Source organism: Duganella sp. SG902 (assembly GCF_013376005.1).
Taxonomy (GTDB): domain Bacteria; phylum Pseudomonadota; class Gammaproteobacteria; order Burkholderiales; family Burkholderiaceae_D; genus Rugamonas.
The window spans coordinates 400,259-416,116 of the sequence record NZ_JABMJK010000006.1; the positions used below are offsets into that span (position 1 = coordinate 400,259).

Annotated in this window: 4 protein-coding genes; 2 read left to right on the forward strand and 2 right to left on the reverse strand. The window is 66.9% G+C overall.

Annotated features, from left to right (window positions below; all coding sequences use genetic code 11):
* Window positions 1-52 precede the first annotated feature (52 nt).
* Window positions 53-14,026, reverse strand: a complete 13,974-nt coding sequence (locus FHW83_RS30485; protein ID WP_218106294.1) for a hypothetical protein — start codon at window positions 14,024-14,026, stop codon at window positions 53-55.
* A gap of 288 nt (window positions 14,027-14,314) precedes the next feature.
* Here FHW83_RS30485 and FHW83_RS16315 point away from each other — a divergent pair, with 288 nt between their 5' ends.
* Window positions 14,315-14,482, forward strand: a complete 168-nt coding sequence (locus FHW83_RS16315; RefSeq protein WP_176647371.1) for a hypothetical protein — start codon at window positions 14,315-14,317, stop codon at window positions 14,480-14,482.
* The gene (locus FHW83_RS16320; protein ID WP_176647372.1) at window positions 14,479-15,018 is read left to right on the forward strand and encodes a UPF0149 family protein; all 540 of its coding nucleotides are present in this window, start codon (window positions 14,479-14,481) and stop codon (window positions 15,016-15,018) included. The genes FHW83_RS16315 and FHW83_RS16320 overlap by 4 nt, the downstream gene beginning before the upstream one ends.
* 3 nt (window positions 15,019-15,021) lie before the next feature.
* On the opposite strand, the gene FHW83_RS16325 is transcribed toward FHW83_RS16320, so the two are convergent.
* Entirely contained in the window at window positions 15,022-15,525 is a 504-nt protein-coding gene (locus tag FHW83_RS16325; protein ID WP_176647373.1) for a hypothetical protein, read from the reverse strand.
* Between the last annotated feature and the right edge of the window lie 333 nt (window positions 15,526-15,858).

The window sequence follows — 15,858 nt, forward strand, 5'->3', positions numbered from 1 at the left end:
AATGCCCTCCTGCGTGCGTCGGCGCACACAGGAGGGCAAGGGTCGCGGCGCCTCAGGCGACGAACTGGAAGTCGGTCAGCGCGGTGGCCGCGTTGCCGGTCAGGACGGCGATCTGCGTCAGCTCGGCGCCCGACACCACGGCGTCGGTGCCGCTGGACCTGAACAGGTAGACATAGCTGTCGCTGCCGTTATCCACCACGAACAAGGCTTGCTGGCCCAACGTGTAGTTGCCGGTGGCCGAACCGATCAGGGCGGCGGCGCTGATGGCGTTGGTGCCGCCGGTGTTCGGCGTGAAGATCACCAGCTCGGCATCGGCCGAGAAGCCGCCCGACGCCGCGCGTACCACGCCATCCTCCATCAGGTTGTCGCCATCGCCGATCGCCAGCACGGCCTGGCTGACGCTGATCTTGTCGGCACCGCTGACCAGGTCGGCGATGGTGTCGGTGCCGGTCGCGCCACTGAGCACAAAGGTGTCGCTGTCGGTGCCGCCGGTCAGGGTGTCGTTGCCGGCGCCGCCGATCAGCGTGTCGCCGCCAGCGCCGCCCAGCAGCTTGTCCGCGCCCGCGCCGCCGCGCAACTCGTTGGCCAGCGCGTTGCCGGTGCCGGTGAAGGCCGCCACGCCGGTGTACGCCAGGTTCTCGACGTTGGCGCCCAGCGTGTAGGCGGCCAGCGCGGTCTGCACCCGGTCGGTGCCGGCGCCCGCGCCCTCGGTCACCACGTCGGTGGCCACGTCGACCACGTAGAGGTCGTCGCCGGCGCCGCCGATCATGGTGTCGTTGCCGGCGCCGCCCACCAGCGTATCGTTGCCGAGGCCGCCGGTCAGGGTGTTGGCCACGGCATTGCCGGTCAGCACGTTGTCAAGCTCGTTGCCGACGATGCCGATGGCCACCGTGCCGGTCACCGTGCCGTTCTCCACGTTGGCGGCCAGCGTGTAGCTGCCGGCCGCGGTGAACGCCACGTTGACCGTGTCGGTGCCCTCGTCCGCCAGCTCGCTCACGACGTCGGCGGCCACGTCCACAACGTAGACGTCGTCGCCGAGGCCGCCGGCCAGGCTGTCGACGCCGGCGCCGCCGTTCAGCGTGTCATTGCCGGTGGTGCCGGTCAGCGTGTCGTTGCCCGGGCTGGCGACGTTGTCCTGCACTGCGGCCAGCGATTTGTCACCATCGTTGAAGTGCACGGTCTCGACGTTGCGGAAGGTCACGGATTCGCCGGTGGCGATGTTGACCAGCCTGGTGTCGGTGGCCGACACGCGGGTACGGGTGTAGGCGAGGAAATTGCCCAGCACGTTCACGGTATCGCTGCCCGCGCCGCCGTCGATCACGTCGGCGCCGCCGGTGCCGGCCGACAGCGAGTCGTCGCCGTCGCCGCCCAGCAGGCTGTCGTTACCGGCGCCGCCGCTCAGCGTATCGTTGCCGATGCCGCCGTTGAGGGTGTCGTTGCCGGTCGCGCCCTGGATCTCGTTGGCCAGCGCGTTGCCGGTGCCGCTGAACGCCGCGCCGCCGGTGTAGGTCAGGTTCTCGACGTTGGCCGCCAAGGTCAGGCTGGCCGCCGTGGTTTCCACCCGGTCGGTGCCAGCGCCCCCGGCTTCGCTCACCACGTCGCCGGCCACGTCCACCACGTAGACGTCGTTGCCCTCGCCACCGTCCAGGGTGTCGACACCGGCGCCGCCGATCAGCTTGTCGTTACCGGCGCCGCCGCTCAGCTTGTTGCCAACGGCGTTGCCGGTGAGGATGTTGTCCAACGCGTTGCCGGCCAGGTTAATCGCCACCGTGCCGGTCACGGTGGCGTTCTCCACGTTGTCGCCCAGCGTGTAGGTGCCGGCGGCGGTGAACGCCACGTTGACGGTGTCGCCGCCCTCGTCCGCCAGCTCGGTCACCACGTCACCCGCCACCTCGACCACATAGGTGTCGTCGCCCAGGCCGCCGGCCATGGTGTCGGCGCCGGCGCCGCCGTTCATCACATCGTTGCCGTCGGTGCCGGTCAGGTTGTCGTTGCCGCCGCTGGCCAGGTTGTCGTTGACCGCCGCCAGCGACTTGTCGCCGTCGTTGAAGTGCACGGTTTCGACATTGCGGATGGTGATGGCTTCGCCGGTGACGTTGTTGACCAGCTTGGTGTCGGTGGCCGACACGCGGGTGCGGGTGTAGGCGAGGAAATTGCCCGCCACGTTCACGGTATCGCTGCCCGCGCCGCCGTCGATCACGTCGGCGCTGCCGGTGCCGGCCGACAGCGAGTCGTCGCCGTCCCCGCCCAGCAGGCTGTCGTTGCCGGCGCCGCCGCTCAGCGTATCGTTGCCGATGCCACCGTTGAGGGTGTCGTTGCCGGTCGCGCCCTGGATCTCGTTGGCCAGCGCGTTGCCTGTGCCGCTAAACGCCGCGCCGCCGGTGTAGGTCAGGTTCTCGACGTTGGCCGCCAGGGTCAGCGTGGCCGCGGTGGTTTCCACCCGGTCGGTGCCGGCGCCGGCGGCCTCGGTCACCACGTCGCCCGCCACGTCCACCACGTAGACGTCGTTGCCCTCGCCGCCGTCCATGGTGTCGGTTCCGGCGCCGCCGATCAGGCTGTCGTTGCCGGCACCGCCGCTGAGCTTGTTACCGACGGCGTTGCCGGTCAGGATATTGTTCTGCGCGTTGCCGCTGAGGTTGATGGCGGCAGTGCCGGTGACGGTGGCGTTTTCCACGTTGGCGCCCAGCGTGTAGGTGCCGGCCGCGGCAAAGGCAACCTTGACCAGGTCGGTACCCTGGTCCGCCGCCTCGACGATGACGTCGCCCGCCACATCCACCACGTAGATATCGTCGCCTTCCAGGCCCACCAGCGTGTCCGCGCCCGCCAGGCCGTCCAACGAGTCCGCGCCGCTACCGCCGGTCAGCGAGTCGTTGCCGACGCTGACCAGGTTGTCGTTGATCTGGGCCAGCGACTTGGTCGCCTCGTCAAACTGTACCCACTCGACGTTGCGGATAATGAACGACTCGCCGGTGATGGAGTTGACCAGTTTGGTATCGGTGGCGCTCACGCGGGTGCGGACAAAGTCGCTGAAGCTGCCCGAGGCGATCAGCGTGTCCTCGCCGTTGCCGCCGTCGGCGAAGTCGTTGCTGCCGATACCGACAAACAGCTGGTCATTGCCATCGCCGCCGGACAAGCTGTCGTTGCCCGGGTTGAAGTTGGCGCCGCCCAGCGTATCGTTGCCGGCGCCGCCGGTCAGCGTGTCGTTGCCGATGCCGCCCATGATCAGGTTGTCCAGCGCGTTGCCATTGCCCGTGAAGTTGCCGCTGCCGGTGTACGTCAGCTGTTCCACGTTCGCGCCCAGGGTGTAGGTGGCCAGCGCGGTTTGCACCAGATCCGTACCGCCGCCAACGGCCTCGGTCACCACGTCCCCGGCCACGTCCACCACGAAGGTGTCGTTGCCGGCGCCGCCGATCAGCGTGTCGATGCCGGCGCCGCCCACCAGGCTGTCGTTGCCGTCGCCACCGTTGAGGGTGTTGGCCAGCGCGTTGCCGGTGAGCACGTTGTCCAGCGCATTACCGGTAACGTTGGCTGCCACGGCGCTGGTGACCTTGGCGTTTTCAACGTTGGCGGACAGGACATAGGTGCCGGCCGCCTTGAAGGCCACTTGCACCAGGTCCGTGCCCTGGTCGGCCAGCTCGGTGACCACGTCGGTCGCCACGTCCACCACGTAAGTGTCGTCGCCCAGGCCGCCGGACATGGTGTCGCTGCCCAGGCCGCCATCGATGGAGTCGGCCCCGTCGCCGCCCTGCAGCACGTCGTTGGCGACGCTTGGCAGATTGAAGTTGACCTCGTCGATGCTGTGCTCATAGCCGCCGAACCGCACCACCTCGACGTTGCGGACGGTGACCGTCACGCCGCTGCTGGCGTTGACCAGCTTGGTCTCGGTGGCCGAGATGCGGGTGCGCACGAAGTCGTCGAAGTCGCCTTCCACCGACACGGTGTCATCGCCAAGGCCGCCATCGACCACGTCATTGGTGCCGGTGCCGACGTTGAGCTCGTCGTCGCCATCGCCGCCCAGCAGGCTGTCGTTGCCGGCGCCGCCGAACAGGGCGTCGCCGCCGGCGCCGCCGCTCAGGGTGTCATTGCCGTCGCCGCCGTAGAGGTCGTTGTCGAGCGCGTTGCCGGTGCCGCTGAAGTTGCCCGTGCCCTGGAAGGTCAGCTGCTCGACGAAGGCCGACAGCACATAGCTGGACGACTTGGCGTACACGCGGTCGTAGCCGCCCGAGTCGAGCTCGGTGATCACGTCGGTGGCCGCGTCCACGTAGTAGCGGTCGCTGCCCTCGCCGCCCACCAGGGTGTCGGTGCCGGCGCCGCCATCCAGCGTGTCGTTGCCCTCGCCGCCCAGCAGGCTGTCGTTGCCGGCGCCGCCGTCCAGGCTGTCGTTGCCGGCGTTGCCGGTCAGGGTGTTGGCAGCGGCATTGCCGATCAGCAGGTTGTTGGCCGCGTTGCCGACCAGGCTGACGGCAATGGTGGCGCCAGCGGTGACCTTGCCGGTCTCCACCTCGGCGCCCAGGGTATAACTGCCGGCCGCCGTGAACGCGACCTCCACCGTGTCGGCGCCGCCGTCCGCGTCCTCGTTGATCACATCGCCGGCCACGTCCACCACGTAGGTGTCGTCGCCGTCCAGGCCGTTCATGGTGTCCTTGCCCAGGCCGCCGTTGAGGGAGTCGCTGCCGGCCGTGCCTTGCAGCACGTCGTCACCCACGCTCGGCAGGTTGAAGTTGACCTCGGCCAGGGTCCGCGAGTCGCCGTCGAACACCACGGTCTCCACGTTGCGGATGGTGACGGTCTCGCCGGTGATGCCGTGCACCAGCCGGGTCTCGGTGGCCGAGATGCGGGTGCGGGTATAGTCGTCGAAGGCACCGCTGACCGACACCGTGTCCAGGCCCGCGCCGCCATCGACCACGTTGACGCCGAGACCGGCGTCGATCTGGTCATTGCCGTCGCCGCCCAGCAGGCTGTCGTTGCCGTCCAGGCCGAACAGCGTGTCGTCGCCGGCGAGGCCGCTCAGCGTGTCGTTGCCGGTACCGCCGGACACCGCGTTGCCAAGCGCATTGCCGCTGCCGTTAAAGCCGGCGCTCCCCTCGTACCCCAGGTTCTCAACATTGGCCGCCAGCACGTAGGTGGCCAGCCTGGAAATCACCAGATCGTCGCCGCCCTCGGCCAGTTCGGTCACCACGTCGGTGGCCGCGTCGACCACGTATTGGTCGTCGCCATTGCCGCCGATCATGCTGTCCGCGCCGGCGCCGCCATCGAGCGTATCGTTGCCGTCCATGCCGGTCAGCTTGTTGGCGGCGGCGTTGCCGAGCAGCGTGTTGTCCAGCTCATTGCCCACCACGTTGGCCGCGATGGTGCCGGCCGCGGTCACCGTGGCGTTTTCCACTTCCGCCCCCAGCGTATAGGTGCCAGCCGCCGCAAACGCGACCTCCACCGTGTCGTTGCCGCCATCCGCTTGCTCGACGATCAGGTCGCCGGCCACGTCCACCACATAGGTGTCGTCGCCTTCCTGGCCCACCATGGTGTCGGCGCCGCCCTTGCCGTCCAGCCGGTCGGCGCCAGGGCTGGCGGTCAGCAGGTCGCCGAAGTTGCTGACGGTGTTGGCGATGGTTTCTTCGTAGCTGCGCGGCGCGTCACGGAACTCGAACACCTCGATATTGCGCGCGGTGATGTTCTCGCCGGTCAGGGTGTTCACCAGCACCACATCGGTCGCGTTCGGGCGGGTGATGGTATAGCTGTTGTAGTCGCCCTGCAGCACCAGCACGTCTTCGTCGGCGCCGCCATCCACCACGTCGACACCGGTGCCCGCGTCCAGGCGGTCGAAGCCGGCGCCGCCGGCCAGGGTGTCGTTGCCGCTCAGGCCCTGCAGGTGGTTGTCGTCGGCGTTGCCGGTGATGCCGTCGTTGAAGGTCGAGCCACGCACGTCCTCGATGTTGAGCAGCTTGTCGGTGCCGCCGTAGCCATCGGCCGCCGTGCCGGTGGTCAGGTTGACCACCACGCCTGCCTTGGCGTGCTGGTAGTCGACCCGGTCGGTGCCGCCCTTGCCGTCGATGCTGTCGTTGCCCTCGCGGCCTTCGAACGATTCGAACTCGCCCTCGTCGCTGCCCAGCAGGGTGTCGTTGAAGCTGGAACCGCGCACGCCTTCGATGTTGTGCAGCTCGTCGGTGCCGCCCAGTCCGTCCTGCGCCGTGCCGGCGCCCAGGTCGACCGTCACCGCCGCCGTGCTGCTGGTGTAGTCGACGCGGTCATAGCCCTGGCCGCCATCGATGTAATCGTTGCCGCCGTTGCCGATGAAGGCTTCCACTTTGCCGTCGTGCAGGTCGACGCCGTTGTCCGGATTGCCGCCGATCAGTTCGTCGTCAAAGGCCGAGCCACGCACGCCTTCGATATGCAGCAGCGTGTCGGTACCGCCATAGCCATCGCTGGCGGTGCCGTTGGCCAGGTCGACGCTGACGCCGCTGGTGGCGCCGTCGTAACGCACGAAGTCAAAGCCGTCGCGGCCATCGATGGTGTCGTCGCCGGCCATGCCCTCGAACTGCTCGGTCAGGGTGCTGTCCGAACCCAGCAGCTCGTCGCCAAAGGCCGAACCGCGCACCTGGGTGATGTTGAGCAGGGTGTCGGTGCCAACGCCATCGCCGCTGGCCGTGCCCTGCTCCAGGTCCACCACCACGCCGCCGGTGGCGCGCACATAGGTGACGCGGTTGTTGTTTTCCTGGTTGAGGGTATCGGTGACGGCGCCGCCGTCAATGGTATCGTCGCCTTCGCGGCCCTCGAACTGTTCGAACACCAGCGCGCTGCTGCCGACGATGGCGTCGTTGTGAAGCGAACCGACCACGATGTTGATGTTGCTCAGCTTGTCGGTGCCGCCAAAACCGTCCTGCGCGGTGCCGGCGGCCAGGTTGACACTGACGCCGCTCGTGGCGCCATCGTAGCTGACCACGTTGGAGTCGCTGTAGCCGATCTTGTCGGTGATGATGCCGCCTTCCAGCGTGTCGTTGCCGGCGCCGCCGTTGAGGGTGTCACTGCCCACGCCGCCATCGAGCGCATCGGCGCCGCCGCCGCCCAGCAGCGAGTCGCCGCCGATGCCGCCCTGCAGGTTGTCGTTGCCGAGGCCACCGCTGAGGGTGTCGTTGCCGGCGCCGCCCGCCAGGGTGTCCGCACCATTGCCGCCCAGCATGGAGTTGTTCAGCTCATTGCCGGTGGCATTGGTTTGCGCCTCGCCGGCATAGGTCAGGTTTTCGACGTTGGCCGCCAGCACATAGGTCGCCAGGTTGGTGGCCACCACGTCGGTGCCGCCGCCGGCCAGTTCGGTGACCACGTCGCCGCTGTCGGTCACCACGAACAGGTCATTGCCGGTGCCGCCGACCATGGTGTCGTTGCCGGTGCCGCCCACCAGGGTGTCGTCGCCGGCGCCGCCGGTCAGGCCGTTGGCCGCCGCGTTGCCGTACAGCGCGTTGTTGCCATCATTGCCGACCAGGTTGACCGCGACCGTGGCGCCCGAGGTGACCACGCCGTTTTCCACGTTGGCCGCCAGCGTGTACGTGCCAGCGGCGGCAAAGCCCACCAGCGCGGCGTCAGTGCCGCCATCGACGCTCTCGTCGACCACATCATCCTTGTTGTCGATGTAGTAGGTGTCGTCGCCCTGCAAACCGCGCAGGGTGTCGGCACCGGCCAGGCCATCGAGGCTGTCATTGTTCTCGCTGCCGGTGATGAGGTCATTGCCCGGGCTGGCGGTATTGGCCGTCAGCTCGCCGATGGTCTTGGTCTGGTCGTTGAACATGATCTGTTCAACGTTGCGCACCAATACGCTCTCGCCGCTAATCTTGCTGGTGAAGCGGGTGTCGGTGCCGGTCACGCGGGTGATGGTGTAGGCAGCAAGATTGCCTTCCAGCGCCACGGTATCCTGGCCGGCGCCGCCATCCACCACGTCGGCGCCGCCGCTGGCGTACGCCAGATCATCGCCGTCGCCGCCCAGCAGCGAATCGTTGCCGAGCCCGCCGCCGAGGGTGTCGTTGCCGGCGCCGCCGCTCAGGGTGTCCGCGCCGTTGCCGCCATTGATGGCGTCATTGCCGCTGCCGCCGTTACCGGTGAAGTTGCCGGTGCCGGTGTAGGCCAGTTTCTCGACGTTGGCGGCCGTCAGCGTATAAGTGGCCAGCGTGGTCTGGATGGTGTCGCTGCCGCCGTCGGCGGCCTCGGTCACCACATCGCCGCTGGCATCCACCACATACACATCGTTGCCGTCGCCGCCGCTCATGCTGTCGTTGCCGGCGCCGCCGTTCAGGGTGTCGTTGCCGCCGTTGCCGATCAGGATGTTGGCGGCGCCGTTGCCGGTCAGCGCATTGGCCAGGTCGTTGCCGGTCAGGTTGATGGCCACGGTGCCGTTGGCGATCGCGTTCTCGACATTGCTGCCGACAGTGTAGGTGCCAGCCGCCGCCAGGGCCACTTGCACGGTATCGCTGCCTTCGCCACCGCCTTCCACGATCACGTCGCCGGCCGCGTCCACCAGGTAAGTGTCGTCGCCCTTGCCGCCTTGCAGCGTATCGGCGCCGGCGCCGCCATTCAGGGTGTCGTTGCCATCGCTGCCCACCAGCAGGTTGTTGAGCGCATTGCCGGTCAGTGCGACGCCGGTGGCGCCTTTCACGACGCCATTCTCGACGTTGGCCGCCAGCGTCAGGCCCACCGTGGTCAGCACGGTATCGGTGCCGGCGTTCAGCGCTTCGGTGATGGTGACGCCGGTGTTGTTGATGATGTAGGTATCGTCGCCGGCACCGCCATTCAGGGTGTCGTTGCCGCCACCGCCGTTGAGGGTGTCATTGCCATCCTTGCCCACCAGCGATTGCGCGGTGCCGTTGGCGCCACGGATGATCCAGTAATTTTCGTCATCCGCCCCCGCGGTACCCTCGATGGCGTTGTTGACGGTCAGGTTGAAGGTGCCGCTGGCCACACTGACGACGCCGAACATATTGGTCACGGTGGCGGTGAACGCATGGCTGCCGCTGAGCAGCGACGGTACATCGAGCGCCCAGCGGCCGTCGTCGTCAACCGCCACCGTGCCCAGCACCGTGGTGCCGTCCTTGATCGTGACGGTCGCGCCCAGCGCGGCGGTGCCGCTGATGACCAGGTGGCTGTTGCTGACCGTGGCGCCCGTGCCCAGCGGCGCGTCCTTCAGATAATAGGCCGAGGCCGGGTAAGCCGGGTCCAGTACCGGCTGGGTGCCTCCCACCACGGTTTGCACCGTCAGGGTGGTGGCGGCCGGCTTGGCGCCGGTGGAATCGCCGGCGTAGAACAACGGCACGCCGTTAAAGTCGATGATCTGCTGGTAGATGCCGCCGCTGCCGGTCAGCTCGGCCGCGCCCTGCGTGCCCCAGCTGACCACGATCTGGCCGTCCTGGAACTCGGCCAGGGTCGGGAACATCTTGACGCCGGCCGTGGCCGAATTGCTGATCTTGAATTCCGCCCCCAGCGCGCTGTTGTCGCTGCCGCTGTAGCGGCGCCCCATGATGGCCGAGCTGCCGTCGGCGTTCTCCACATCCCACACCACCATGTAGCTGCCGTCGCTCAGGCCCAGCACCTGCGCCGCGTTCTGCTGCCCGGCGCTGGCGACCACGAAGGCCTCGCCCACCGGCTCGCCGGCGGCGTTGTAGTTGCGCGCCATGACCACGTCCAGGCCGGCGCCGGCGCCGTCGGCGTCGTAGATCCAGGTCAGCACATGGCCGCCGTCGGCGGTGCGGGCGCTGTGCGAGACCGACAGCGTGGCGGCGTTGTCGGCGGTGGCGAACACCGCCTGCTCGTCGCCCACCTTGTTGCCGGCGCCGTCGAAGCGCTGTTCGATCAGGCCATAGTGGCCGTCCTGCGTGACGCCGTTCCAGGTGATCACCGCGGTGTTGTTGTTCTGGGCCGTGATGGTGGGGCCGGTCTGATTGTAGACGCTGGTGCTGCCGACCTGGATTTCCGGGCCGTACGGCTGGCCGTTGGCCGCGAACAGGCGCGCGTAGACCGCCCAGTGGCCATCCTCGCCGGCCTGGGCCGACTGCCAGGCGACGGCGAAGCCGCCGAAGTCCAGCCCCGCCACGCTCGGCAGGCGCTGCGCCACGTCGGCGGTGGTGCTGACCGTGACCGCTCCGCCCACCAGGTTGCCGCCATTATCGAGCAGCTGCACCTTGATATCCCAGCCCGGGTCGCCGACGCCGGCGCCGACCGACGGATTGCTGTGGTAAGCCACCGCATAGCCACCAAACTGCAGCGCGGTCACCACCGGCGCGCGCTGATCGCCGCCGGTGTTGCCGGCGTTGATCAGGATATCGTTGCCCCACGGGTTGCCGTCCTCGTCGAACACGCGCGCGTACAGGCCGTCGCCGCTGCCGTCGGTGGCGCGGAACACCTGGATGAAGCCGCCGTCGCGATACCAGTGCGCCGCCGTGCTCTGATAGACCTGGTAACCGCCGGCGCTGCTGCTGACCACGTGGTCGACCGCCTTCAGGTCGACGCTGCCGTCGGCGAACTTCAGGGTGCGCACGCCGTACAGGGTGTCGGTGCCGTCCAGCGTGGCGCCGCTGGTGCGCTTGTCCTGCACCGTGACGCTGAAGTCGGCGTTGGTGGTGATGATGTAATCGGTCTTGTTGCCGCGATAGACCGCCGTGTCGGCGCCGCCGACGCCGTACAGCGTGTCGTTGCCGCCCAGGCCGGTCAGGGTGTCGTTGCCGAGGAAACCGCCCAGCACGTCGGCCTTGCCGCTGCCGGTCAGGCTGTCGTTGCCGCTGCCGCCGCCCAGCGCTTCCACGTTGGTGAAGCTGACCGTGCCGTCGGCGCTGGCGCCGGTGCCGGTGCCCAGGCTGCCGGTGAAGGCGGCGGCGCCGTCGTAGATGAAGGCGTCGAAACCGGCGCCGCCATCGAACACATCGTTGCCGCCATGGCTGTGGAAGTCTTCGTCGACGCCGCTGCCGACCACGGTGTCGGCAAAGACCGTGCCCTCCACCCGCTCGATGCCGCTGATGACGCCGCCCTCGCCAAAGCCGTTGTCGACGATGACCTGGGTGGCCAGGTTGAGGTTGACGCCGTGGGTGGCGCCCGGCGTGCTGGCGAACAGGCGGTCCTCGTCGCCGGCGCCGCCGACGATGGTGTCCTGGCCGGGCGAGAGGTTGAAGTAGTCGTTGCCGGCGCCGCCATCCATCAGGTCGTTGCCGGCGTCGTTGAGGCCGCCGGCGAAGTAGTCCTCGCCATCGCCGCCCAGCTCGGAGTCGTTGCCGTCGCCACCGAGGAGGTTGTCGTTGCCGGCGTTGCCCCACAGCGTATCGTTGCCGGCGTCGCCGGCGATGAAGTCGCTGCCGGCGCCGCCCTTGAGCACATTGTCCAGCGCGTTGCCGAACATGCCGTTGCTGGCGGTGGTGGTGTTGGTCATGTTCTCCACGTTGTCCGGCAGCGTCACGCCGTAGTCGGACAACAGGGTGTCGATGCCGCCGTCGGCGTCCTCGTTGATGACCACGCCGTACTTCCAGATGTAGGTGTCGTTGCCGGCGCCGCCGTTCAGGGTGTCGGCCCCGCCGCCGCCGTCCATGGTATCGTTGCCGTCGCCGCCGTTGAGGGTCTGGGCCCCGCTGCTGGCGCCGTTGTTGTACCAGTACTGGGCATTGTCGTTGCCGCTGGTGCCGTCGATGGTGGCCACGCTCTGGATGGTCAGGTCGAAGCCGGCGCTGGGGGCGCTGGTGTGGCCAAAGACATCGCTGACCACGGCCGTCAGGTGGTACACGCCGTCGTCCAGCTGCTTGATGTCGGCCGACCAGTTGCCGCTGTCGTCGGTGCTGACCGTGGTCAGGGCGGTGTCGCCGGCATAGATGGTGATCCGGCTGCCATATGCGGCCGTGCCATTCAGCGCCAGATGCTGGCCACTGACGGTGTCGCCGCTGTTGAGGGCGGCCCCCAGCACATACTCGCCCAGGGAATTAACCTGCGGCATGGCGCCGCCGGTCACGGTCTGCACCGTGAAGGTGGTGGCGGCCGGCGTGGCGCCGGTGTCGAACACGCCGAACTCGCGTTCGCCATTGCCGTTGATCAGCTGCTGGAACACACCGCCGCTGCCGCTGGTGGACGGCGTCACCAGCGAACTCCAGTTGACCATGATGTCGCCGCCGCCAGCCGCGCTCAGCGTTGGATAGCTGGCGTTGATGCTGGTGACGTCGTCGCTCACGCGGAACATTGCGCCGCTGGCCTGGCCTGTGGCCGCGTTGAAGTTGCGGCCGACGATCTCGCTGCCGCCGTTGCCATGCGTGACGTCCCACACCAGCATGACGTCGCCGTTGTAGGTCTCGATCACGTCGCTGCCGCGGTAGCGTTCGCCGGCGGCGGCGGTGAACGCGTTGCCGCGCGCGCTGCCGTCCAGGTTGAACACCTGCGCCATCACGGCGCCGCTGCCGTTAGCCAGGGTCATGGTCCAGGTCAGCACGTAGCCATTGCTGATCTGCGCCTCGTGGGTGAAGTTGATGACCGCGCCGGCCGGGGCGGTGTACACGATCTGCTCGGCGCCGACCTTGTTGCCAGCGGCGTCCAGCAACTGCTGGGCAAAGCCGTTGGCGCCGCTCGACAAGGTGCCCTGCCACACCACCACCATGCCGCCATCGTCGCCGACGTGGCGCACCAGCGGCAACTGCTGGTTGCCGTTGACGGTGCTGTTGATGTGCAGTTCGTCGCCGCTCTTGGCGCCGGACGCGTCGAACTTCTGGGCGTAGATGCCGGTGCTGGTGCCGCCGCTCTCATGGCGCGACTGCCACACCACCAGATAGCCGCCATCGGCGGTATCGATCACCGACGGGAAGCGCTGCATGAAGTCGGTGGTGGTGTTGACGTCCACTTCAGCGCCAACCTTGTTGCCGTCCGCATCAAAGCGCTGCAGCTTGATTTCCTGCAGGGCCTGATTGGTGTACGGGTAGTTTTCCGGCGTGGTATCCCAGATCACCACGAAGCCGCCGTCGGCCAGTGCCGCCACGCCGGGCACGCGCTGGTCGCCGGTGGTGGTGGTGTTGACCGCGATATCGCCGCTGCGCGGCTGGCCGTCCTCGTCGAACAGGCGCACATAAATGCCGTCGCCGCTGGCGTCGTTGGCGCGGAACACCGTCACGTAGCCATTCGCGCCGGCGCCGCCGGTGCCCCTCAGCATGACCGAGGCCTGGGACAGCTGCGCGCCGGCGGTGTCGTCGTTGACCACCTGCGCCTGGGCCACCGCCGCCAGGGTGATGTCGGCAAACTGCAGGTACTTCACGCCGCGCACGGTGTCGATGCCGTCCGGCGCCCCGCCGCGGTTATCCTGCACGGTGACATCGCCGTTGGCCAGCGTGGTGATGGTGTAATCGCCGCGGTTGCCGCTGAAGATGGCGCGGTCATTGCCGGCGCCGCCGATCAGGGTGTCGTTGCCGCCGGCGCCGAGCAGTTGGTCGTCGCCGTCCAGGCCCGAAAGAATGTTGGCGCCGCTGTCGCCCATCAGCATATCGTTGAACCGGCCGCCCTCGACGTTCTCGAAATTGCTCAGCACGTCATTGCCATCGGCGCCATTGCTGGTGCCGGCGGCGAGATCGACCTGCACGCCGCCGACGGCGAAGTAATAACTCGTGGTGTCGCTGCCGCCGGCGCCGCCATCCAGCGTGTCGTTGCCAGCGTTGCCCTGGAAGATCTCATCGGTATCGGCGCGGCCGGTGATGATGTCGCTGAAGCCGGCGCTGCCAGTGACCCACTCGATGCTGGTCAGGTGATCGATGGCGTTGCTGCCGTTGCCATCGTCGGCCGTCCCGGCCTCCAGATCGACTTTCAGCTGGCCGGCGGTGCTGAAATAGGAAACACGGTCCAGTCCTGCCCCGCCGTCCACGGTATCCGAGCCGCCGCCGCGGACGTTGATGTAATCGTTGCCGTCACCAGCGTTGACGACGTCGTCGCCAGCCTGCCCCGTCAGAATATCGTTGCCGTCGAGGCCGTTGAGCGTGTCGCCGCCGCCGGTGGTTTTGAGCGAGTCCGGGCCGTTAGTGCCGTTGATTACAGTTCCCATGATTTCTTTCCCTGAATATTGGTTTTCGCGCCCGATCTACTGTCTGGCAACGTTTCCGCCGCCATCTTCGGGCTGGTCGGAAAGGAACCAAATTAGCATTTATGTAGCTGTTTTACCAAGAAAAAAGTTGAATCTGGGAACAGAAAATGTGCCAAGGAAAAGGAAAACAACAGAACAGAAAATCAAGCTTGCCAGATCGTTTACAAACGTCCGGCCTGGGCGGCCACTTGCAAAAACAGGCAGCATCACCATTTGCCGTTTCAACAACAACCAAACGGGGGGAAACACATGCTGATACCAGAACGTCCGCGCTCGGTCTACGACCACCGCCCGGTCGCGGTGCAGGTCGTCAAACAGGAGAAATCCGGCGCGGTCGACAAGCACGTGCTGGTGATCGACAAGCCGGTGCAAGCCGGTAAAATGGCGCCTTTACCCCCGTCCAAGAAGACACCATGAGCACCACGCCGCTGAACGACGACGAATACGACCGACTTGACGAACTGCTGCTGGCCGTGGGCCCGCAGTCCATGGACGTATCCGCGTTGGAAGGCTTGCTGACCGCGGCGGTCATCGGTCCGGTCGAGGCAGCGCCGGAAGCGTGGCTGCCGCTGGTCTGGGGCGGCGCGCAAGGCAACGCCGAAGCGCAGGCGCTGGTGCTGCGCCATCACGCCTACATGCAAACCTGGATGAAACAGGACCCGGGCAGCTTCGAGCCGATCTATGAGTGCGGCGGCAGCTGGACCGCCGAGGCGTGGTGCGCCGGCTTCCTGGCCGGCGTGCAACTGGCGGCCGAGGCCTGGGCGCCGCTGCGGGCGCAACAGCCGGCGCTGCTGGTGCCGTTCGCGGCGCCCATCAACGCCGCCAAGGTGACCCCGTCCGTCATCCAGATCAACGCCTTCTTCCACGCGCCGCCAGTGAAAGCGGCCAAGGTCGGCCGCAACGACCCCTGCCCTTGCGGCAGCGGCCAGAAATTCAAGAAGTGCTGCGGCTGACGCCTATTTGCCGTTGATGACTTCCTTCAGCAGCACGAAGGTTTCGTGGTGGATGGCCTGCTCGTTGGCCTTGAACTCCTTGTCGGCCTTGATGTAGGCCGGCTTCTTCAATTCAGCCTGCTCGGCCGGGGTCGGCTTGGGCGTGCTGGGATACAGCTGCGCGCCGCTGTTGTAGGTATCTTGCAGGATCTTCTTGCCGTAGCTCGATTGGTAAAACTTGGTCATCTCCAGCGAGGTCTCGGTGCTGAGCAGCTTGGCCACCGGGGTCGCCAGCTTGCTGTAGACGAATTCCGGCTGCAGCTTGATAACCTTATCCATCACCTGCTTGCGCTGCTCGGGCGAGGCGTACTTGCTCATGCCGGCGGTCATGCGCATCATCTTCTCGGCCTGCATGGCGGCCAGCAAGTCATGCGCGGCCTTGATTTGCGCGGCATCGGGGTTGGGCGTGGCCGCATGAACGGCGCCAGCCAGCAGGGTCGTGGCGATGAAAGCAGCGAAAGACTTCATAGGTTCTCCTAATTAATTTTTCCGCATTCTAGCCCGAATTACAATTCGGGGTCAGCTCTGACATTCGGACAAGCAAGCACGATGTTTGAGGAATCTCAATACGTATGCAGAAATGGCGCGTCATATAACCGCAAAGAATTTAGTCACCGCGCTACCAGAAAATCAAAATAGGATTTTGAGAAGACGCAAAGGTATGGGCGACGTGTCCGAATGTCAGAGCTGACCCCGAATTGGAGGGTGACTAGTCCTGGAATAAGTTGACGGGTAACCGCCTTTTTCGTTACCCGTTAATTAAGCTCCAGCAAAGACGCCCGATGAACTGCATCGGGCGTT

Bases quoted from the DNA above. Each gene is read 5' to 3' on its own strand.
- FHW83_RS30485 (WP_218106294.1), bottom strand. From the start codon at position 14,026: ATGGGAACTGTAATCAACGGCACTAACGGCCCGGACTCGCTCAAAACC.
- FHW83_RS16315 (WP_176647371.1), top strand. From the start codon at position 14,315: ATGCTGATACCAGAACGTCCGCGCTCGGTCTACGACCACCGCCCGGTC.
- FHW83_RS16320 (WP_176647372.1), top strand. From the start codon at position 14,479: ATGAGCACCACGCCGCTGAACGACGACGAATACGACCGACTTGACGAA.
- FHW83_RS16325 (WP_176647373.1), bottom strand. From the start codon at position 15,525: ATGAAGTCTTTCGCTGCTTTCATCGCCACGACCCTGCTGGCTGGCGCC.